This window comes from Micromonospora sp. WMMB235, assembly GCF_001855515.1.
Taxonomy (GTDB): Bacteria; Actinomycetota; Actinomycetes; order Mycobacteriales; family Micromonosporaceae; genus Micromonospora; species Micromonospora aurantiaca.
In genome coordinates, this window is the sequence record NZ_MDRX01000001.1 from 6,207,337 (window position 1) to 6,227,601 (window position 20,265).

Sequence of the window (20,265 nt, forward strand, 5' to 3'; positions counted from 1 at the left end):
CCGCGTGCCGTCCTGGCCGAGCGCGCCGATCCGGGTCAGGATGGGGAGTCATCCGACCGATCTGGCCGGATGTGGCACACTCGCCGCTCGACGAGTCCACGCGACGGGAGGACAGATGGGTCGCAGCCACCGGGGCCGGTTCACCGGGCTCGCCCTCCTCGCGCTCCTGCCGGCCGCCCTGGCCGCCTGCGGCTCGGGCGGCCAGGGCGGCGACACCCCACCCAGCGGGAAGGCGCCGGCCGAGGAGGCGGCGGCCAAGAGCCGGGAACGGGTGCAGGCGTACCTGGACGCGCTCACCGCCCGCGACGCCGCCGCCGGCCGCAGCCAGCTCTGCGCGCCCATGCACGCCGCCTTCGACTCCGCCGCCACCGGCCCGAACGGCGACTTCGCCGACCACTTCACCGTCCCCGAGGCGACGATCACCGAGGTCCGCTCCGGCCCGAACGGTCAGGAGGTCAGCGCCTCGATCACCGTTGCCGCCGGCTCGCGCAAGGCCGCCCGGTCGCTGCTGTTCACCGTCACCCGCAACGGCGCAGACTGGTGCATCTCCGGCGAGGCGCCCGGCGAGCGCGCGGTCGAGCCGACCGCCGACCCGGCGGGGCCGCCGCCACCGGCGATGGCGCCCTCGCCGGTGTCCTCCCAGTGACCGGAACCATCCCCCTCGGCGGTGAGTGATCGCGACGGTCGCCGTACGCTTTCCTTCATGCGCCATGAGTGGCATCAGCTGAGTCACCCCGCCGTGGGCAGCCCTGGTCTGCAGACCAGCCGCCCGACCGCCGACTCCGCCGAGGACGCGGCCCTCGGCCTCGACCGATGGCGGGAGCTGCCGCGCGCGCAGACCCCGCCCTGGGACGACCCGGCCCAGGTCGCCGAGGTCTGCCGGGTGCTGGACACGGTGCCCTCGGTGGTCGCGCCCTACGAGGTCGACCAGTTGCGGCAGCGGCTCGCGCTGGTCTGCGAGGGCAAGGCGTTCCTGCTCCAGGGCGGTGACTGCGCGGAGACCTTCGCCGACAACACCGAGAGTCACCTGCTCGCCAACGCCCGCACGCTGCTCCAGATGGCCATCGTGCTCACCTACGGCGCGTCGCTGCCGGTGGTCAAGGTCGCCCGGGTCGCCGGCCAGTACACCAAGCCCCGGTCGCTGCCGACCGACGCCCGGGGCCTGCCGGCCTATCGCGGCGACATGATCAATTCCCTGGAGGCCACGCCGGAGGCGCGGGTCGCCGACCCGCAGCGCATGATCCGGGCGTACGCGAACTCGGCCGCCGCGATGAACATGCTCCGGGCGTACCTGGCCGGTGGGCTGGCCGACCTGCACGCCGTGCACGACTGGAACAAGGACTTCGTCCGGCGGTCCCCGGCCGGCGAGCGCTACGACGCGATCGCCCGCGAGATCGACAGGGCGCTGGCCTTCATCCGCGCCTGCGGCATGACCGACGACGAGGCGCTGCGCACCGTGACGCTGCACTGCTCGCACGAGGCGCTGGCGCTGGAGTACGACAGGGCGCTGACCCGGATCTCCAACGGCAAGGCGTACGGGCTCTCCGGGCACTTCCTCTGGATCGGTGAGCGGACCCGGCAGATCGACGGGGCGCACATCGACTTCATCTCCCGCATCGCCAACCCGATCGGCGTCAAGCTCGGCCCGACGACCACGCCGGACGAGGCGATCGAGCTCTGCGAGAAGCTCAACCCGGACAACATCCCCGGCCGGCTCACGCTGATCAGCCGGATGGGCAACCACCGGGTCCGCGACGCGCTGCCGCCGATCGTCGCCAAGGTCACCGCCGCCGGGGCGAAGGTCGTCTGGCAGTGCGACCCGATGCACGGCAACACGCACGAGTCCTCGAACGGCTACAAGACCCGGCACTTCGACCGGATCGTCGACGAGGTGCTCGGCTACTTCGAGGTGCACCGGGGCCTGGACACCCACCCGGGCGGCCTGCACGTCGAGCTGACCGGCGAGGACGTCACCGAGTGCCTCGGCGGTGCCCAGGGCATCGAGGATCTCGACCTGCCCGACCGGTACGAGACCGCCTGCGACCCCCGGCTGAACACCCAGCAGTCGCTGGAGTTGGCGTTCCTGGTGGCGGAGATGCTCCGTGGCTGACGCGAGGAGTGAGCTTGCGAGCCCCGCAGTCGGCAGCCGGAGGAGGCACAGTGGCTGACGTCATCGATCTGCGGACGGACACCGTGACCCGGCCGACGCCGGGGATGCGGGAGGCGATGGCCGCCGCCGAGGTGGGCGACGACGTCTACGGCGAGGACCCGACGGTCACCGCGCTGGAGGCCGAGGTGGCCGCGCTGTTCGGTCACGAGGCGGCGCTGTTCGCCCCGAGCGGCTCGATGGCCAACCAGATCGCGCTCCAGCTGCACGTACCACCCGGCGACGAGCTGCTCTGCGACGCCGACGCGCACGTAGTCACGTACGAGGTCGGCGCCGCCGCCGCGTACGGCGGGATCTCCTCGCGGACCTGGCCCGCGGTGGGCGCGGAGCTGGACCCCGACGTGGTCGCCGGGATGATCCGGCCGGACGGCTACTTCGCGGTGCCCACGCGGGCGATCGCCGTGGAGCAGACCCACAACCGGGGCGGCGGTGGGGTGATCCCGCTGCCGACGCTGCGCCGGATGCGTGAGGTCGCCGACGAGCACGGGGTGGCCCTGCACTGCGACGGCGCGCGGATCTGGCACGCGCACGTGGCCGACGGGGTGCCGCTGGCCGAGTACGGCGTGCTGTTCGACACGCTCTCGGTGTGCCTCTCCAAGGGCCTCGGCGCGCCGGTCGGCTCGCTTGTGGTGGGCAGTGCCGAGAAGATCGCCCGGGCGCGGTTCCTGCGCAAGCGGATGGGCGGCGGCATGCGGCAGGTCGGCATCCTCGCCGCCGCCGGCCGGTACGCGCTGGCGCACCACGTCGAGCGGCTCGCCGACGACCACGTGAAGGCGGCCCGGCTGGCCGAGGCGGTCGCCCCGCACGGCGTGCTCGCGTCGGTGGTGCGGACCAACATCGTGCCGCTGGACCTGACCAAGCACCCGTTGGACGCGCACGCGCTGGCGACTGCCGCGCGGGCGGAGGGGTTGCTGATCTCGGTGCTCGGCCCGCGTACCGCCCGGCTGGTCACCCACCTGGACGTCACCGACGCGCAGATCGACCGCACCGCCACCATCCTGAACACCGCCCTGCGCGCCTGACCCGCGGGCCCCACTGCGCCCCGCGCTCCCCGCGAGGGGGGCGGGCGGACCCGTCAGGGGTGGAGGCGCTTCAGGGTGGCGATGTCGGCGGCGTGGCCGATGTGCTTCTCCGTGGGGGTCTCCACCAGCACGGGCACCCCGGCGGTCGCCGGGTGGCGCATCAGCTCGGCGAACGCCGGCTCGCCGATGGTGCCCTTGCCGATGTTCTCGTGCCGGTCCCGGGTGGAGCCGCACAGGTCCTTCGAGTCGTTCGCGTGCACCAGTCGCAGCCGGTCCGCGCCCACCGTGGCGACCAACGTGTCGAGCGTGGCGGTCATGCCACCCTCGGCGGCCAGGTCGTGACCGGCCGCCCAGGCGTGACAGGTGTCGAAGCAGACCCCGAGCATCGGGTGCCGGTCGACCGCGTCCAGGTAGGGGCCGAGGTGCTCGACCCGGGACGCCAGTGACCGGCCGCCCCCGGCGCTCGGCTCGACCAGCAGCATCGGCCCGCCGGTGGCGGCGATCTCGTCGAGCAGCGGGAGCAGCGCCGAGCGGACCTGCCGCAGGGCCACCTCGGCGTGACCGGCGTCGACAGCGCTGCCGGCGTGGAACACCACGCCCTCGGCACCGATCGCCCGGCCCCGCCGCAGCGCGTGCGCCAGCGTCTCCGCCGACCGGGTCACAGTCGCCGGGGTGGGGGAGCCGAGGTTGACCAGCAGCGAGGCGTGGATGAACACGGGCAGCCCGCGCTCGCCGCACCCGTCGCGGAACAACGCGTCCTGCGCCGGGTCGCCGGACGGCAGCGCCCAGCCGCGCGAGTTCGAGACGTAGACCTGCACCACCTCGGACTCGGCCGCGTCCGCGTACGGCAGGGCCGCCCGGGCCAGACCGCCGGAGGTGGGGGTGTGCGACCCCACCCGCCGGCGTCCGTCACATCCGCTCACAGGCACGTCACAGTGATCGTCGTACCCGGCGGCACCGGCGTGTTCTCGACCGGGTTCTGGATCCGGACGATGCCGTTCGGGTTGAGCTGGACGTTGACCGGGAAGCCCTGGCTCTCCAGCGTCTGCTTGGCCTGCTGGCAGGGCATGTCGACCACCCGGGGGACGGCCACTTGCGGCGGGCCCTTGCTGATCTCCAGCTTGACCTGGGCGCCCTTCTCCACGCCGGTGCCGTCGGCCGGACTCTGGCCGAGGATCTCGTCCTTCGGCTTGTCGGAGTCCTTGACGTTCTCCACCGGCTTCAGCCCGAGCTGCGCGAGGATGGTGCGCGCCTCGGTGAGGCTCTTGCCGACCAGGTTGGGCACCGTCACCGGCGCGCGACCCTTGCTGAGGATCACCGTCACCTTCGCCCCGGGCTTGACCACTGTGCCCACCTTCGGGTCGGTGGCCAGCACCACACCCGCGGGCAGCGTGTCGTCGTACCGGGAGGAGCCCTTGGCCACAACCAGGTTGGCGCCCTCCAGCTCGGCCTGGGCCAGCGCGTAGTCCTTGCCCACCACGTCCGGCACCGGCAGCCGCTCCGGACCGAGCGACAGGGTCAGCGTGATCGTGCCGCCCTTGACGATCCGCGCGGCCGAGCCGGGGGACTGCCCGAGCACCGTGTCCTTGGGGACGTTCTCGTCGTGGCGCGGAGTGGCGTACTTCAGCGTGAAGCCGCCGCGCTGGGCCTGCGCCTCCGCGTCGGCCTTGGTCAGGCTGACCATCTGCGGCGCCACCGTGTAGCGGCCCACGCCGAACCACCAGCCACCCACTGCGGCGACCAGGCCGAGCACCACGACCGCCGCGGCGACGGCCAGCCGTCCGCGCGGCGAGCCCATGATCCGGGTACGCAGGGCGGCGAACCCGGTCCCCGGGCCGTCCTCCTCGACGGCGCGGCGCCGGTGCGGGCGCTGCGCGGCGCCGCTCTCGGGCAGCCGTGCCCACGCCGGGCGCTCGACCGGCTGGAGCGCGGCCACCACCTGGGTCGGCTGGCTCAGGACCGCCGTGTCGTCGCTGAGCTGCCGCAGCACAGTGGTGTGCGCGTGCGGGTTGCCCAGCTCCTCGCGGGCCGCCTGCACCTCGCTCAGCAGCGCCGCGGCGTCGGCCGGCCGGCCGGCCGGATCCCGCCGCGTGGCCCGGGCGACGAGCGCGTCGAGAGCCGGCGGCAGCGTCGGCACCAGCGTCGACGGCGCCGGTACGTCCCGGTCGACGTGCTGCCACGCGACCTCCACAGGACGGTCGCCGTCGTAGGGCACCCGGCCGGTGAGCATCTCGAACAGCACGATGCCGGCCGAGTAGACGTCGGTGCGCGGGTCCGCGTGGCCCTGGGTGACCAGCTCCGGCGCCACGTACGCCACCGTCGCCATGAGCTGGTTGCCGTTCTCGTCCTCGGCGCTGGCCTCGACGGCCCGGGCCAGCCCGAAGTCGGCCACCTTGACCACGCTGTCGACGAGGTTGCGGCTCCCGCCGGTGGGCACCTCGGCGACGAGCACGTTCTCCGGCTTGACGTCGCGGTGCACCAGGCCGGCCCGGTGCGCGGCGGCGAGCGCGGCGAGCATCTGCTCGGTGATCGCGAGCGCCTCGTCCGGGTTCAGCCGGCGGCGCTCGGCGAGCACGTCGCGCAGCGTGCGGCCGCGGACGTACTCCATCACCAGGTACGGCAGGCCGGCGTGGATGCCCTGGTCGTAGACCGCCACCACGTTCGGGTGGGTGAGCCGGGCGATCGTCTTCGCCTCGTCGGTGAAGCGTTCGACGAAGCCGGCCATCCGGGCCTTGGCCTGCGGCGCCTGGGTCGGGTGAATGATCTTGACCGCCACGGTGCGCTCCAGGCGCTCGTCGGTGGCGGTGTACACGGTCGCCATGCCGCCACGGGCGACGCGCCCGCGAATGCGGTAGCGCCCCTCGATCAGCGAGCCCAGCAACGTGTCGGCGACCTGTGTGTCCATCGGCAGGCAGTCTATGTGTCGGAGGGATGAAGGTAGAACAGGATGCTACCGCCGGGTTGCGACAAGGGGGGACCGCCGCGCTCCCGGCGGCGGTGCGGGGTGCCGTGCACCGGGTCCGGCGGGCACGTGGCAGGGTGGTCGGGTGACCGATTCCGTACCCGCCGAGACCGGCCCCGAGCTGGCCGGACCGGCCGACCCGGCCGGCTGGCTGACGCTGCCCGACGTGGCCGAGCGCCTGGACCTGTCGATCAGCAAGGTGCACCAGATGATCCGCGACCGTGAGCTGATCGCGGTGCGCCGCGACGGCGTCCGCCGGATCCCGGCCGACCTGGTGGCCAACCGCACCGTGCTCAAGCACCTGCCCGGAGTGCTCAACCTGCTCGCCGACGCCGGTTACGACGACGAGGAGGCGCTGCGCTGGCTCTACCGGGAGGACCCCACTCTTCCCGGCACCCCCGCCGTAGCCCTCGGCGGCGACCTGGCCCGAGAGGTGAAACGCCGAGCCCAGGCAGTCGCCTTCTAACCCCGAGGACCGCCTCACCGTTCTCGTCGATCATGAAGTTGGCGGCGGAGTCGATCTCCGAAAATGCCGCCAACTTCATGATCGACCGCTTCGGGGGCGGGTGTGGGGGCGGGTGGGCGGGTGGGCGAGGGGGCGGTCAGGCGGGGCGGCGGGTGGCGGCGATGGCCAGGTCGACCAGGGCCTGGCGGGCCTCGGTGTCCAGGTCGACAGCGGTGAGCGCGGCCAGGGCGCTCTCGGTGAGCGCGGTGATGTGCCGCTCGGCCCGATCCAGCGCGCCGCTCGTCGTGATCAGCTCACGCAGCCGGTCCACCCCGGCCGCGTCCAGGTCCGGTACGCCGAGACCGGCCAGCAGTGCCTCCCGGCCGGCCGGGTCGAGCGCCTCCAGTGCGGCCGCCACCAGGTACGTCCGCTTGCCCTCGCGCAGGTCGTCGCCGGCCGGCTTGCCGGTGCGCTCCGGGTCGCCGAACACCCCCAGCACGTCGTCGCGGAGCTGGAACGCCTCACCCAGCGGCAGCCCGTACGCCGAGTACGCGGCGTGCACCTCGGGCGGCGCGCCGGCCAGCGCGGCACCGAGCAGCAGCGGACGCTCGACCGTGTACTTCGCCGACTTGTACCGGGCCACCTTGGCGGCCCGGTCCAGCGAGGTGTCCCCGGTGGCCTGGGTCAGCACGTCCAGGTACTGCCCGACGGTCACCTCGGTACGCATCTCGTCGAAGACCGGCCGGGCCCGGGCCACGGTGGCCGGCGGCAGGCCGGAGGAGTGCAGCAGCTCGTCGGACCAGACCAGGCACAGGTCGCCCAGCAGGATCGCCGCGGCGTCGCCGAAGGAGTCCGCGTCGCCGCCCCAGCCGGCCGTGCGGTGCCGGGCGGCGAACCGCCTGTGCATCGCCGGCTCGCCGCGCCGGGTGTCCGACCGGTCCATCAGGTCGTCGTGGATCAGCGCGCTGGCCTGCACGAACTCCAGTGCGGCAAGGGTGGCGACGACCTGGTCGGAGTCGACCCCGCCGGCGCCCCGGTAACCCCAGTAGCCGAACGCCGGACGCAGCCGCTTGCCGCCGCCCAGCACGAACGCCTCGATCGCCTCGGCGACGGGCAGCAGGCCGTCGTCGACGGCGGTCAGCCAGCCGCGCTGGCCGGCGAGGAACTCGGTGAGCGCCTTGTCGATCCGCTGGCGCAGGCCGGCACGGTCGACGGGGGATACGGGAGCAGCGTGGGTCACGCCACGACGCTAGCGGTTCGCACCCGTTCCCGCCGCGCCCCCGCCCCGGCGTGCCTCGTGGCTCACCGGCGCGGACTGTCGCGCAGGTGGCGCGGCACGCCGGACGGCAGGTAGGGGCGGGCCGCGGTGACCAGTCGCGCGTACCCCCGGGTCGCCGGACCGGGCGGCGCGTGCGCCAGGCCGCGACGGAACGCGGTGAGCTGGCCGACGGCCCGCGGGGATCCGGACCGGACCGCGTCGAGCAGCGCCTCGCCGGCCACCGCGCACGCCTCGGGCACCGCGCCCAGGCCCAGGTGCCCGCGGGCCAGCCAGCCGCCGTACACGGCCGACCGGCGCGGGCGGCCCCGCGCGCCCACCGCCGGCGTCAGCAGCGGCACTGCGGCGGCGTGACGGCCCAGCGCGACGAGCGTGCGCCCGGTCATCGCCGCCAGTTCGGCCGCGTCGAGCCAGTAGAGCCAGGGCGGCTCCCGGCCGGGCTCCGGCGTGCCGGCCCGATCGGCACCGGCCAGCGCCTGCCGGGCCGCGCGGGGACGCCCGGCGAGCGCGGCGGCGAGCGCCACCCGGTGCAGCAGCAGCGCCCGCAGGCCGGGCGAGGCGGTGGCACGGCCGGCGGCGTACCCGATCCGGGCCAGGACCAGCGCGCCGGCCGGGTCGCCGGCGTCGGCCAGCAGGTGACTGGCCGACGCGAGCACGTGCCCGGCCAGCGGCGCCTGCCCGGCGGCCACCGCCGCCCGCAGCGCCAGCCGGTACGCGACCAGGCCCCCGCCGAGGTCGCCCGCGTCGGCGGCCAGCCACCCGGCGAACTGCGCCGACTCGGCGAGCGCGGGCAGCATCGCGCGACGGCCGGCGGGCCCGGCGCGCCGGTAGCCGCGGACCGCCTGCCGCAGCCGGCGGGCGCCGTGCCCGGCGAGGTCGCCGCCGCCGAGCAGGTCGTCCCAGCGCCGCAGCGTGGCGAGCGTCACCCCGTCCGCCGGGTGACCACGACCGGAACCGGTGGGCTCGTCGTCCGGCCCGCGCAGGACGTGGACGCCGAGCGGCCCGGACTCGTCCGCGACGGACATGCGCGGGGCGGGACGGCCGGTCCGGTGCTCGTCGTCCCGTCCGGGACGGCCGGGCAGCGGCGTTGGCGCGGCGGCGAACGGGCCGGCCGGCGTGCGGCCGCCCGGGTCGGCCGCCCAGCGGTACGCGAGCGTGAGCAGGGCCAGCCGGGCCCTGGACCCGGCCGGGTCGACCACCGCAGGCGCCACGCCCAGCCGGCGGCTGCGCGCGGCGGCCCCGGCCAGCACCTCGCCCGGCACCCCCAGGACCGTCGCCAGCCAGGCGGACCAGAAGTCGCCGGGAAGCCGCAGCTGGCGCTCCCAGCGGGACACCTCGTTGCGGGTCAGCGTGGGCACGCCGGAGGCGGCGCACAGCTCGGCGGCCAGCCGCTGCTGGCTCCAGCCACGGGCGGCCCGCAACTCGGCCAGCAGCGGCCCGAGCAGGCGCGGGCCCGGCGGCGGGGACGGGATCATCGGAACCTCCGGGGCGACGGCGCGGATGGCGACGCGGACGCCCGGCCAGTGGCGGCGCCGGCGCGTCGCCGTCGTGGCGACCCCCGCGCGGGCCCCCGGAACGGCCGTCGGCCGCCCCACCGCGCTGCCGCATTTCTACCCCCGGGGTACGACGTCGCGCCGGGACAGGTGTTCGCGGGCTGGGAAGATTCCCGATGCGGCGTGCCGTCCCGGTTACAGTCGGTCTGTGGCGCTCGGTCTTCCCTCGGTCCTTCCCAATCCCCAGCCGGCCATCGGGGAGCTGATCCGTGACGGCCGCCCCACGTTCTCCTTCGAGTTCTTCCCGCCGAAGACCCCGGCCGGGGAGAAACTGCTCTGGCAGGCCATCCGCGAGCTGGAGTCGCTGCGGCCCTCGTTCGTGTCGATCACCTACGGCGCGGGCGGCTCGACCCGCGACACCACTGTCGCGGTGACCGAGCGGATCGCCACCGAGACGACGCTGCTGCCGATGGCGCACCTGACCGCGGTGAACCACTCGGTGGCCGAGCTGCGGCACGTGATCGGCCGGCTGGCCTCGGTCGGGGTGCGCAACGTGCTGGCCGTGCGGGGTGACCCGCCGGGCGACCCGGGCGGCGAGTGGATCGCCCACCCCGAGGGCGTCCGGTACGCCGAGGGCCTGGTCCGGCTGGTCCGCGACAGCGGCGACTTCAGCGTCGGCGTGGCCGCGTTCCCGTACAAGCACCCGCGCTCGCCGGACGTGGACAGCGACACCGCGCACTTCGTCCGCAAGTGCCGGGCCGGCGCGGAGTTCGCGATCACCCAGATGTTCTTCGACGCCGACGACTACCTGCGTCTGCGCGACCGTGTCGCAGCCGCCGGCTGCGACACGCCGATCCTGGCCGGGGTGATGCCGGTGACCCAGATCGGCACCATCGAACGCTCGGTGCAGCTGTCCGGCGCGCCGTTCCCGCCGGCGCTGGCCGAGCGGTTCGAGCAGGTGGCCGACGACCCGGAGGCGGTCCGCCGCCTCGGCGTCGAGCAGGCGAGCGAGATGTGCGAGAAGCTGCTCGACGAGGGCGTGCCGGGGATCCACTTCATCACGCTCAACCGGTCCACTGCGACCCGGGAGGTGTGGCAGCGGCTGCGCGCCGCCGCACGGGTGTGACCACCCGCCACACGACACCCGCGCCGTGCTTCTACGGTTGATCCGTGGTGGGCACACAGCTGAACTGGGACCAGTACGCGACCGCGTGGGCGCGGCTGCACGGCGGCTTCGATCCGCGTACCGCCGCGCCGGTGGTGCGCGCCTGGCTGCGCTTCGCCTACCACGTGGGCTACGTGCTGGGCCGGCTGCGCGTCGGCCCGACCCCGGTGACCGTGTTCGGGGTGCTGCTCTGCTTCTGCGTACCCCTGTTCGTGGAGCGGCCCGGCAACGGGCCGTTCCTGGGCGCGTTGTTCGTGCTGCTGGCGGCCGTGGCCGACAGCGTCGACGGCGCGGTGGCGGTGGCGACCGGCCGCACCACCCGGCTGGGCTACGTGTACGACTCGGTCGCCGACCGGCTCGGCGAGGTGGCCTGGCTGGTCGCGTTCTGGCTGCTCGGCGCGCCGGGCGCGCTGGTCGCGGCGGCCGGTGGGCTGTCCTGGCTGCACGAGTACGTGCGGGCGCGCGCGGTCTCGGCCGGGATGCGGGAGATCGGCGCGGTGACTGTGGGGGAGCGGCCGACCCGGGTCTGCGTCGCGCTGGTCGGGCTGCTGGTCGCCGGGCTCACCGGGCTGATCGACGCCGACCTGACCGCCGGCACCATCACCATGGCCACCACGGTCTGGGTGCTGCTCGCCGGGTTCGGCCTGGGGCAGTTGCTCTCCGCCGTCCGCCGCGCCCTGGTCGACGCCGGCTGACCGCCGCGCCCGCGCCCGCGTAGCCGGCGCGGCGGTCAGCCCGTGTTAAGAAGGGGCCCTTCCTCTACCGGAGGCGTTAAGAAGGGCCCCCTCCTTACACCCTCACCAGGCCGGGCCGACCGCCTCGGCGACGATCTCCGCGGACAACGTGACCATGGGCAGCCCGCCGCCCGGGTGGCTGGAGCCGCCGACCAGCCAGAGCCCGGCCGCCGGACCCCGGTTGGCCGGGCGCAGCAGCCCGCCCGCGGTGCCGTAGATCGCTCCGCCCGGCGCGCCGGTGGCCGCGTCCAGGTCGGCCGGGGTGCGGATCTCCCGGAACACCAGCCGGTCCCGCACGTCGGCACCGCGTTCGGCCAGCACGTCGAGGATCCGGTCCGCGTACGCCTCGGCCAGGCCGGGCCGCCGCCAGTTCACGGCGCTCGCGGCGGTGCCGTGCCGGGGCGCGTTGACCAGCACGAACCACGCCTCGTGGCCGTCCGGGCGGACCGCCGGGTCGTCGGCGGCGGTGACGAACACGGTCGGGTCGGGCGCCGGGCGGGCTCGCACCCCGCGACCCGGGTCACCGAACACGGCGTCGAACTCGGCGTCGTAGTCGCGGGGGAAGAAGACGGTGTGGTGGGCCAGCCCGGAGTCGCCGCGTACGCCCAGCAGCAGCACGAACCCGGCCAGGCTGCGGTCGGTGAGCGCGGCCAGGCGGCGCGGGTCGGGCAGCAGGTCCCGGTAGACGGTGAGCGCGTCCACGTTCGCCACCACCACGTCGGCCGGGATCGGTGCGGCCGCCCCGGCCACGCGTACCCCGTGCACCCGCCCGCCCGCGGCGTCGATCCGGGTGACGGTGGCGTCGGTGCGCACCACCACGCCCAGGTCCAGGCAGCGCGACAGCAGCGCGTCGGCGAGCGTGCCCAGCCCGCCGCGCAGGTACCAGCCGCCGTACGCCAGCTCGGCGTAGGGGACGGCGACGAGCGCGGCCGGGGCGCGGCGCGGGTCGGCGCCGGTGTACGTGGCGTACCGGTCCAGCAGCATCCGCATCCGCGGGTCGGACAGGTGCCGGCGGCCCAGCCCGCGCAGGCTGCGGCCGGGGCCGATGGCGGCCAGGTCGCCCAGCCGCCAGGCCAGCGCCGCCAGGTCGCGGGGCGAGTCGACGGTACGGCGCAGGATGTCCCGGTGCGAGGCCGCCCACACCCGGCCGGCGCGCCGCCACAGCCCGCGCCAGTCGGCGGCGGACCGGTCCCCGAACGCGGCGCCGATCCGGGCGGCGAACTCGTCCGGGTCGGCGCAGGAGTCGAGCGCCTGCCCGCCGCCGGGGAAGACGTGCCGCACGATCGGGTCCAGCGGGACCAGGTCGAGGTATTCGTCGAGCTTCGCCCCGGTCGCCTCGAACAGGTCGTGGAAGACCTGCGGCAGGGTGAACAGGCTCGGCCCGGTGTCGAAGTGCCACACCCCCTCCGGGGTGTGGTGGGCGTACCGGCCGAGCTTGCCCCCGACCGTGCCGGCCCGTTCGAGGACGGTGACCTCGTGCCCGGTGACCGCGAGCCGGGCGGCGGTGGCGAGCCCGCCCACCCCGGCGCCGATGACCACGATGCGCGCCATGGCGTGCCCCTCCTAGGTGACCGGGCGACCCCGCCAGGTGAGCCGGCGTCGCTTCCGCAGATGGTACGACCGGACGGTCAGCCAACCGAGGACCACGACCGACACGGGGTGGCCCAGCGCGTCGGGCCACGCCCGCCCGCCGGTGGCGCGGGCGCTGACCACCCGCCCGGCGACGCCGGCCAGGTAGGCCAGGAACGCCACGGCGGCCACCGCCGGCGCGCCGGCGAGCAGCGCCCCGGCGGCCAGCAGCGGCGGCGCGACGTAGAGCGCGAACAGCAGCGCCAGCACGGCCGCCGCCGCCGTGGGGTGCCCGAACGTCGCCCACAGCGACTTGGTGTAGCCGTCGCGCAGCTGCGGCCAGGTGTCGTACATCCGGCAGGACGCCAGCCGGGAGCCGTCAGCGAGCGCGATCCGCCCGCCGGCCCGCTTCACCGCCCGGGCCAGCTCGATGTCCTCCAGCACCTTGTCGGCCACCGCCGCGTGCCCGCCGGCCCGCAGGTAGCCGGCCCGGTCCACGACCAGGAACTGCCCGCCCGCCGCCGCGAGGGAGGGCCGCCGCGAGCGTTCCATCGCGCGCAGCGGCAGGAACGTGAGCCACAACCACTGCAACAGCGGCTGCACCAGCCGGTCGCCCGCCGTCCGCACCACGATCCGGGGGTACGGCGACAGCAGCGCCGCGTCAGCCGCGCGCAACTCGGTCACGGCCGCCGCCACCGCGTACGGGGTGAGCACCACGTCGGCGTCGACGAAGGCCAGCACGGCCGGTTCCGGGCCGGTACGGGTGGCGAGCTGCCAGCAGGCGTGCGGCTTGCCCAGCCAGCCCGGCGGCGGGGCGACGCCGGTGAGCAGCGTGACCCGGGGATCGTCACCGGCCACCGCGCGGACCACGTCGGCGGTGCCGTCGGTCGATCCGTCGTCGAGCACCACGATCCGCAGGTCCGGTACGCCGCGCTGGGCCAGCAGCGCGCGCAGGCACGGGGTGACCCGTTCGGCCTCGTCGCGCAGCGGCAGCAGCACCGCCACCGGCTCGTCCACCTCGGCCGGGCCGGTGGCCGGGCGGCGCAGCCAGGCGAGCGCGTTGACGAGCGTGTGCCCGGTGAGCGCGGCGACCGCCACGGCCAGCGCGAGGGCGGCGATCATGCCGGGGCGTCGACGCGCGGCTCCGGCTCCGGCGTGCCGGTCCGGTCCTGACGGGCCCGCCACAGCGTCACCGCCAGCGGCACCGCCGCCACCGCCATCCCGGCCGCGCCCCACAGAGCCGACGCGGGCAGCCGCAGGAACACCGCGTGCGCCAGCACGCTGGAGGCGTACGTCCAGAGGTAGAGCGCGAACATCGGGGCGTCCCGGCCGTCGACCCGGTCCGCCGACGGCCCGGCGAGCGGGCGCAGCGCGACTGCGAGCAGCACCGCGAAGCCCAGCCAGCCGAGGTAGTTGCTGACCGGGATGCCGGGTAGCCCGGGCAGCGCCGGGGTGGCGTCGAGCCAGGTCCAGTAGCCCTCGGCCACCATCTGCGGGTCGAGGAACAGGTCCCAGGCGGCCAGTCCGACCGCCGAGAGCGCGATCCGCGCGATGCGGGAACGGACCAGCCGGACTGCGGTGAGCCAGGCCGGCCAGGCCATCCAGGTCCAGGCGAGCGGGATGATCAGCGGCACCCCGGCCAGCTTCGGGCCCAGCTCGCCGGAGTAGTCGTAGCTGCCGAACGGGAACCCGGTGGCCACGCCGATCGCCTCGACCGCGAACCCGCCGCCGGTGACGACCGCGACCAGCGCGACGGCGGTACGGACGCCGCGGGTGAGCAGCGCGTGGCCGACCGAGAGCAGCCAGCCGAGGACCACGGTGGCCACCGTGAGCCCGGCCCGGGTCGCGCCGCCGGTGAGCGGGTAGCAGATCTGGGCGAGCACCAGCACGGCCAGCAGCGCCCAGGGCAGCCGGGCGGCTTTCACTGTGCCGCCTTTCGTTCGCGACTGCGGGGCTCGCAAACCCGGCTCACTCCTCGCGCTCACGGTGTCGCCCTTTCGTTCGCGACTGCGGGGCTCGCAAACCCGGCTCACTCCTCGCGCTCACGGGGCATCCGGCGGGGGCAGCGGCAGGTCCCGGCCGAGCACGCCGAACGGCCGCTCGTCGCCGGGGAAGTGGAAGTGGCGCAGGACGTCGACGAAGCCGAACCGGCGGTACAGCCGCCAGGCCCGGGACTTCTCCTCGTCGGCCTCCGGCGTGGACAGCAGCGTGGTGTCGCCCTCGGCCACGGCGAGCAGCGCGCGCAACTGGCGGGCGCCCAGGCCGTGCCCCTGCGCGGGCGGGCGGACGTGGAGCTCCACCACCTCGAACGGGTGGGCCAGCCAGCGCTGCCGGGCCTGCGCGTTCAGCGCCCGGTGCACCTGGTCGTGCCACCACTGCCCGGTGGCGCCCCGGTAGCCGTACCCGAAACCGGCCAGGTGTCCCTCGTTGGTCAGGCTGGCGACGGCGCGGAAGCCGGGCCGGCGGACGTGGGTGGCGATGTAGCCGCGGCGGGCCTCCAGCAGGTCGGGCCGGTAGCCCATCGCCTCGCCGTAGACGGCCACCACGTCGTCCAGCCGCCGGACCAGGTCGTCCGGTGTCCACCGCACCAGCCTCATGCGTGCCCTCTCGCCGTCTCCGGGGCGCCCTCGGCGGCCCAGCCCAGCACCGTACGGTCGCCGACCACGTCGCCCACCGCGAACCGCGCGAACAGTTCCTCCGCGTACCAGCCCTCGGTGGGGGTACGGGTGATCGCGGCGCGGTGCTCCGGGGAACGGTACGCGAACGCGACCAGGTCCGCCGGGTCGCGCCACACGCTCACAGTGCCCTGCCAGCCCAGCGGTGCCTCGCCGACGCCGAACCGGGCGAGCAGGCCGGGCGCGGCGTGCAGGGCGCCGGCGACCGGCGGGATCGCCCGCCAGAACGTGGCCGCGCGGCGGGCCCGCAGCCGGGCCCGGGTCAGCGCCAGCACCGGCCCGGTGACCCGTCCGCCGGACGGTGTGCCGAACGGCTCGCGGCCGGACCACCGGCCGCGGCTGGTCAGCGGGCGCAGGTCCACCCGTACCGCGGCGCGGGCGATCCGGGCCCAGGAGCGGGCGACCGGGGAGGCGTCGAAGCCGGCCGCGTCGGCGGGGGATTCCCAGACCACGAGTGCGGCCCACCGGGTCAGGTCGGCGTCGCCGGGGCCGAAGCCGGTGCCGGTCCCGGTGCCGAGCAGTTTGGCGAAGCGGACGCCCGGCAGCCGGCGCAGCCGTGCCGGGTGGGTGGCCATCCGGCCCAGCACACCGGGTACGGCCCGGCGGGGCACACGCCACACGTGCAGCGTGACGAGTCCGGGGTTCACGCCACCTCGGCCGGGGTGCCGGCGGTGATCCGCAGCAGTTCCGCGTACGTGGTGGGGAACACCGCCCGGGGTACGCCGCCAGCGGCCCACACCTCGTCGTACCCGGCCAGTGCGGTGTCCACGACGGTGCGCAGCGGAGCGGGGTGGCCGACCGGTGCGACGCCGCCGATCACCTGCCCGGTGTGCTGTTTGACGAACTCCGGGGTGGCCCGGCGCAGGTGGGTCACGCCCAGCGTGGCGGCCAGCCCGGCGGTGTCCACCCGGTGCGCGCCGGAGGTGAGCACCAGCAGCGGCGCGTCGTCCGCGTCGAAGATCAGCGAGTTGGCGATGGCGCCGACGGCGACACCGAGCGCCTCGGCCGCCGCGGCGGCGGTGTGCACCGCGTCGGGCAGCAGTCGGACGAGGCTGGCCTCGCCCGATCCGTTCCGCGCGCCCGCGTCGTCGAGCGCGCGCTGCACCGCCTGCACGTTCGGGTGTGGCTGCATGTACCCATTCTTCCCCCACCCCGGGATGGCCTCGCCGGGGGCCGTCGCCCTCCCGTGCGTCCCCGGCGCGTCACACGTTGCGTTTTCGTCGGTGGGGAGGTGTACTGTCAGGGTAGTTAGAACGAGTGTTCGATTCCGGCTCGAAGTCAGGTTCGCTCGACGTTCGGTTCGACCCGAACGGCAAGCGGCTCAGCTCCCCGGCTGGCCCGGCCTGATCCGAGCCGGTCGCGCACTCGTCGAACGCTCCGGAAGCGGTGTTTCGCGGCACCGGCTTCCGGGAGGTGCGGCACCGCGGGCCGCACCGGGTCTCGGACAGTCGCGAGTCCGGGCCCGTCAGGCAGGTCGTCGCCCGCCGCCCACGACCCCCGGGCGGCGGGCGACGGACCCGCCGGCACGCCGGCCGGGTGTGGGTGTGGGGAAGCGTCCACATCCGGCCGGCCGCCACCTGAAAGGTGCGTCTTCCTCCGCACCGACCGCTCCGGGCGACCGGGCGACGTTCCCCGTCGCGCGACCGCCCGCCCCGGCCACACGCGGAGGAGAGACCCATGCCGATCAGTCCGGCCCAGGCGCCCACGGTGCCCGCGCACGTGCTGCCGCACCGCACCCCCGCCCAGTTGCTCGCGGTGGCCCGCGACGGGCTGGCCGAGGCCGCCCGCACCCGCCCCGACGGCCTCCGGTACGCCGCCGCCCACCTGGCGGCGCTGCGCGCCGCCGCCGCCGTGCTCGCCGCCCGGGCCCGTCCCGCGCCCACCCGCCGGCACCGGATCACCAGCGTCTGGGTGCTGCTCGCCACCGTCGCCCCCGAGCTGGACGAGTGGGCTGCCTACTTCGCCGCCGGCGCGAGCAAGCGGGCTGCCGCCGAGGCCGGCATCCCCCGCGTGGTCACCGCCCGGGAGGCCGACGACCTGCTGCGCGCCGCCGAGGAGTTCGTGACGGTGGTGGAGACCGCCCTCGGCCTGGCGCACCAGCCGGCACTCGACGGCCTGCCCCGCCCGCTGCGGCTCGGCGCCTCCGACTCACCGCCCCGGCCCGGAGCAGCCGCCGCCTGATTCGTGGCGCCCGGCCACCACCGGCGGGACCCCGGGTGGCCGGGCGCCGCACCCACGGCACACGCGTGCCGCGCACGACACGATCCACAGCACCATCCACGGGCGAGGCCCGTGGCGAAACACGACGGGGGGTTGGTCCGATGGCGGGCCGCATGGTGGTCGGTTCCGCCGCCCTGGCCGATCTGGTCCGTCCGGCGAGCGCGCCCGACCCGGCCGGCGGTCACCGGGTGCTGCCCGTCCGGGCCGAGCTGACCGGGCTGCTGCCCAACCGCGGTCTGCGGCGTGGCAGCACCGTGGCGGTCGGCGCCGGCCAGCCCCGGCGCAGCGGCGCCACCTCGCTGATCCTCGCGCTGCTCGCCGAGGCGTCCCGGGCCGGCTCGTGGTGCGCGGTGGTCGGTGTACCCACATTCGGGGCGGGCGCCGCAGCCGAGGCGGGCATCGCCCTGGACCGGCTGGCCCTGGTGCCCGACCCCGGCCCGGAGTGGCCCACGGTGGTCGCCGCGCTCATCGACGGGGTCGACGTGGTGGTCACCGCCGTGCCGGCCACCGTCTCCGCCTCGGTCGCCACCCGGCTGGCCGCCCGCGCCCGGCAGCGCGGAAGCGTGCTCGTCCCGTACGGGCGGTGGGACGGCGCGGACGTCACACTCCAGGTGGTCCGGGGCGTCTGGCAGGGGCTCGGCGCCGGTCGCGGGCGGCTGCGCCGCCGCGAGGTGACCGTCTCGGCCCGGGGCCGGGGCGCCGCCGCCCGTCCCAAGGAGATCAAGGTGTGGCTGCCCGGCGACGAGCTGACCCGGGTGATCCCCCGCTCGGCCGGGCTCGGCGCCCCGTCCGCCGCGCCGTCGCGCCGGCTGCGCGTGGTCGCCCCACCCGCCCGTACGCTCGCCGCGGCCGGTCCGGCGTGAGCGGCGTACCGCAGCGGACGCTGCTGCTCTGGTGCCCGGACTGGCCGGTCCTCGCCGCCGAGATCGTCGACGGGGTGCCCGCCACCGACCCGGTCGTGGTGCTGCACGCCAACCGGGTGATCGCCTGCTCCGAGCGGGCCCGCGCCGAGGGCATCCGGCGCGGGCTGCGCCGCCGCGAGGCGCAGGGGCGCTGCCCGCACCTCACCGTGGTCGACCACGACCCCGGCCGGGATGTGCGGGCGTTCGAGCCGGTGGTGGCCGCCGTGGAGGAGGTGGTCGCCGGCGTCGAGGTGATCCGGCCCGGCGCCTGCGCGACGGCGGCCCGGGGGCCGAGCCGCTACCTCGGCGGTGAGGAGGCGGCGGCCGAGCGGATCGTGGAGCACGTCGCGCAGAGCTGCGCGGTGGAGAGCCAGGCCGGCATCGCCGACGGGGTGTTCGCGGCCGGGCTGGCCGCCCGGGAGGGCCGGATCGTGGCCCCCGGCGGCACCCGCGAGTTCCTGGCCGCCCGGCCGGTCGAGGCGCTCGGCCGGCCCGCGCTGGCCGACCTGCTGCGCCGGCTCGGCGTCCGTACCCTCGGCGAGTTCGCGGCGCTGCCGGCCGGGGACGTGCTTGCCCGGTTCGGTTTCGACGGGGCGCTGGCGCACCGGCTCGCCGGTGGCCGGGACGACCGTCCGCTGGCGGTCCGGCAGCCGCCCGCCGACCTGACCGTCACCGCCGACTACGACGAGCCGGTCGACCGGGTCGACGCCGCCGCGTTCGCCGCCCGCATGCTCGCCGAGCGGCTGCACGAACGGCTGGCCGGGTACGGGCTGGCCTGCACCCGCCTCGGCATCGAGGCGGTCACCGCCCACGGCCAGGAGCTGCACCGGGTCTGGCGGCACGACGGCCTGCTCACCGCCGCGGCCATCGCCGACCGGGTCCGCTGGCAGCTCGACGGCTGGCTCTCCGGCAGCAACGGCCGGGGCGGGACGCGTCCGGCCCGGCCCACCGCCGGGATCGTCCGGTTGCGACTGGTGCCGGACGGGGTGCTCGCCCAGGCGGGCCTGCAACCCGGGCTGTGGGGGGAGACCGGTGAGGAGCGGGAGCGGGCGCACCGGGCGCTCAGCCGGGTGCAGGGCATCCTCGGCCCCGAGGCGGTGGTCACCGCCGTGCTCGGCGGCGGGCGGTCCCCGGCCGACCAGGTGCGCCTGGTCCCGTGGGGCGACGAGCGGGCGCCCGCACGTCCCGGCCCGCCACCCCTGCCGCCCGCCGGGGCCGCTCCGGGTGCCGTGTCCGCCCCTGTCGTCGTACCCGCCGGGGGTGGTGCGGGGCGACGGGCCGGGCGGGGCCGGGCGGTGGCCGAGCCGCCGTGGCCGGGGCGGATTCCGCCACCGTCGCCGGCCGTGGTGCTGCCCACCCCGTTGCCGGCCGACGTGCGTGACGCCGCCGGGGAGCCGGTCGTGGTGAGCGCCCGGCTGGCGGTCAGCGCGGCGCCGGCCCGGCTCACAGTCGGCGACGGCCGCCCGGCCGAGATCACCGGGTGGGCCGGCCCGTGGCCGGTGGACGAACGCTGGTGGGCGCCGGCCGAGGCGCGCCGCCGGGCCCGGTTCCAGGTGAGCCTGGCCGACGGCGCCGCCCTGCTGCTCGCGGTCGAGGGCGGGCAGTGGCTGGTGGAGGCGATCTATGACTGAGCGC

At 76.0% G+C, this 20,265-nt stretch carries 19 protein-coding genes; 9 read left to right on the top strand and 10 right to left on the bottom strand.

What is annotated here, in order from left to right:
* Positions 1 to 115 precede the first annotated feature (115 nt).
* The 3 genes from BFV98_RS27780 to BFV98_RS27790 all read left to right on the top strand — a co-directional run bounded on the left by BFV98_RS27780 (position 116) and on the right by BFV98_RS27790 (position 3,189).
* Positions 116 to 646: a hypothetical protein gene (locus tag BFV98_RS27780; RefSeq protein WP_082171357.1), complete on the top strand. Its 531-nt coding sequence runs from the start codon at positions 116 to 118 to the stop codon at positions 644 to 646.
* 57 nt (positions 647 to 703) lie between these two features.
* The gene (locus tag BFV98_RS27785; protein WP_013475760.1) at positions 704 to 2,110 is read left to right on the top strand and encodes a class II 3-deoxy-7-phosphoheptulonate synthase; all 1,407 of its coding nucleotides are present in this window, start codon (positions 704 to 706) and stop codon (positions 2,108 to 2,110) included.
* Positions 2,111 to 2,214: 104 nt separating this feature from the next.
* Entirely contained in the window at positions 2,215 to 3,189 is a 975-nt protein-coding gene (locus tag BFV98_RS27790) for a low specificity L-threonine aldolase (RefSeq protein WP_071099028.1), read from the top strand.
* Positions 3,190 to 3,242: 53 nt separating this feature from the next.
* On the opposite strand, the gene BFV98_RS27795 is transcribed toward BFV98_RS27790, so the two are convergent.
* Positions 3,243 to 4,112, bottom strand: coding sequence for a deoxyribonuclease IV (locus BFV98_RS27795; RefSeq protein ID WP_030273905.1), 870 nt, complete (start codon positions 4,110 to 4,112; stop codon positions 3,243 to 3,245).
* Positions 4,109 to 6,094 (bottom strand): Stk1 family PASTA domain-containing Ser/Thr kinase, encoded by a 1,986-nt coding sequence (pknB, locus tag BFV98_RS27800; RefSeq protein ID WP_013287638.1) that lies wholly within the window; start codon positions 6,092 to 6,094, stop codon positions 4,109 to 4,111. The genes BFV98_RS27795 and pknB overlap by 4 nt, the downstream gene beginning before the upstream one ends.
* A gap of 142 nt (positions 6,095 to 6,236) precedes the next feature.
* On the opposite strand from pknB, the gene BFV98_RS27805 reads away from it, so the two are divergent.
* Positions 6,237 to 6,617, top strand: a complete 381-nt coding sequence (locus tag BFV98_RS27805) for an Rv2175c family DNA-binding protein (protein ID WP_013287637.1) — start codon at positions 6,237 to 6,239, stop codon at positions 6,615 to 6,617.
* 136 nt (positions 6,618 to 6,753) lie between these two features.
* Here BFV98_RS27805 and BFV98_RS27810 read toward each other — a convergent pair whose 3' ends face one another.
* Both BFV98_RS27810 and BFV98_RS27815 read right to left on the bottom strand, forming a co-directional pair.
* Positions 6,754 to 7,836, bottom strand: a complete 1,083-nt coding sequence (locus BFV98_RS27810; RefSeq protein ID WP_013287636.1) for a polyprenyl synthetase family protein — start codon at positions 7,834 to 7,836, stop codon at positions 6,754 to 6,756.
* 62 nt (positions 7,837 to 7,898) lie between these two features.
* A complete protein-coding gene (locus BFV98_RS27815) occupies positions 7,899 to 9,347 on the bottom strand; it encodes a helix-turn-helix transcriptional regulator (RefSeq protein ID WP_071099030.1) in 1,449 nt (482 codons plus the stop codon).
* A gap of 226 nt (positions 9,348 to 9,573) precedes the next feature.
* On the opposite strand from BFV98_RS27815, the gene metF reads away from it, so the two are divergent.
* Entirely contained in the window at positions 9,574 to 10,491 is a 918-nt protein-coding gene (gene metF / locus BFV98_RS27820; RefSeq protein WP_013287634.1) for a methylenetetrahydrofolate reductase [NAD(P)H], read from the top strand.
* A gap of 44 nt (positions 10,492 to 10,535) precedes the next feature.
* A complete protein-coding gene (locus tag BFV98_RS27825; RefSeq protein WP_013287633.1) occupies positions 10,536 to 11,225 on the top strand; it encodes a CDP-alcohol phosphatidyltransferase family protein in 690 nt (229 codons plus the stop codon).
* A gap of 102 nt (positions 11,226 to 11,327) precedes the next feature.
* Here the strand turns inward: BFV98_RS27825 and BFV98_RS27830 are convergent, their stop codons facing one another.
* The 6 genes from BFV98_RS27830 to BFV98_RS27855 form a co-directional block, all read right to left on the bottom strand.
* Positions 11,328 to 12,815, bottom strand: coding sequence for an NAD(P)/FAD-dependent oxidoreductase (locus BFV98_RS27830; RefSeq protein ID WP_030271890.1), 1,488 nt, complete (start codon positions 12,813 to 12,815; stop codon positions 11,328 to 11,330).
* A 12-nt stretch (positions 12,816 to 12,827) separates the two neighbouring features.
* Entirely contained in the window at positions 12,828 to 13,955 is a 1,128-nt protein-coding gene (locus BFV98_RS27835) for a glycosyltransferase family 2 protein (RefSeq protein ID WP_030271892.1), read from the bottom strand.
* Positions 13,952 to 14,758, bottom strand: a complete 807-nt coding sequence (locus BFV98_RS27840) for a carotenoid biosynthesis protein (protein ID WP_030271894.1) — start codon at positions 14,756 to 14,758, stop codon at positions 13,952 to 13,954. The genes BFV98_RS27835 and BFV98_RS27840 overlap by 4 nt, the downstream gene beginning before the upstream one ends.
* Positions 14,759 to 14,875: 117 nt before the next feature.
* Positions 14,876 to 15,430: a GNAT family N-acetyltransferase gene (locus tag BFV98_RS27845; protein ID WP_013287629.1), complete on the bottom strand. Its 555-nt coding sequence runs from the start codon at positions 15,428 to 15,430 to the stop codon at positions 14,876 to 14,878.
* Positions 15,427 to 16,155, bottom strand: coding sequence for a monooxygenase (locus BFV98_RS27850; protein ID WP_071098313.1), 729 nt, complete (start codon positions 16,153 to 16,155; stop codon positions 15,427 to 15,429). The genes BFV98_RS27845 and BFV98_RS27850 overlap by 4 nt, the downstream gene beginning before the upstream one ends.
* On the bottom strand, positions 16,152 to 16,640 hold the full coding sequence (locus tag BFV98_RS27855; protein ID WP_013287627.1) for a YbaK/EbsC family protein: 489 nt from the start codon (positions 16,638 to 16,640) through the stop codon (positions 16,152 to 16,154). Before BFV98_RS27855 ends, BFV98_RS27850 begins: the two co-directional genes overlap by 4 nt.
* 545 nt (positions 16,641 to 17,185) lie before the next feature.
* On the opposite strand from BFV98_RS27855, the gene BFV98_RS27860 reads away from it, so the two are divergent.
* The 3 genes from BFV98_RS27860 to BFV98_RS27870 all read left to right on the top strand — a co-directional run bounded on the left by BFV98_RS27860 (position 17,186) and on the right by BFV98_RS27870 (position 20,261).
* The gene (locus tag BFV98_RS27860; protein WP_013287626.1) at positions 17,186 to 17,689 is read left to right on the top strand and encodes an SAV_6107 family HEPN domain-containing protein; all 504 of its coding nucleotides are present in this window, start codon (positions 17,186 to 17,188) and stop codon (positions 17,687 to 17,689) included.
* A 140-nt stretch (positions 17,690 to 17,829) separates the two neighbouring features.
* Positions 17,830 to 18,591, top strand: a complete 762-nt coding sequence (locus BFV98_RS27865; protein WP_013287625.1) for a hypothetical protein — start codon at positions 17,830 to 17,832, stop codon at positions 18,589 to 18,591.
* Positions 18,588 to 20,261, top strand: a complete 1,674-nt coding sequence (locus BFV98_RS27870) for a DNA polymerase Y family protein (protein ID WP_030271896.1) — start codon at positions 18,588 to 18,590, stop codon at positions 20,259 to 20,261. Before BFV98_RS27865 ends, BFV98_RS27870 begins: the two co-directional genes overlap by 4 nt.
* Positions 20,262 to 20,265: the final 4 nt, after the last annotated feature.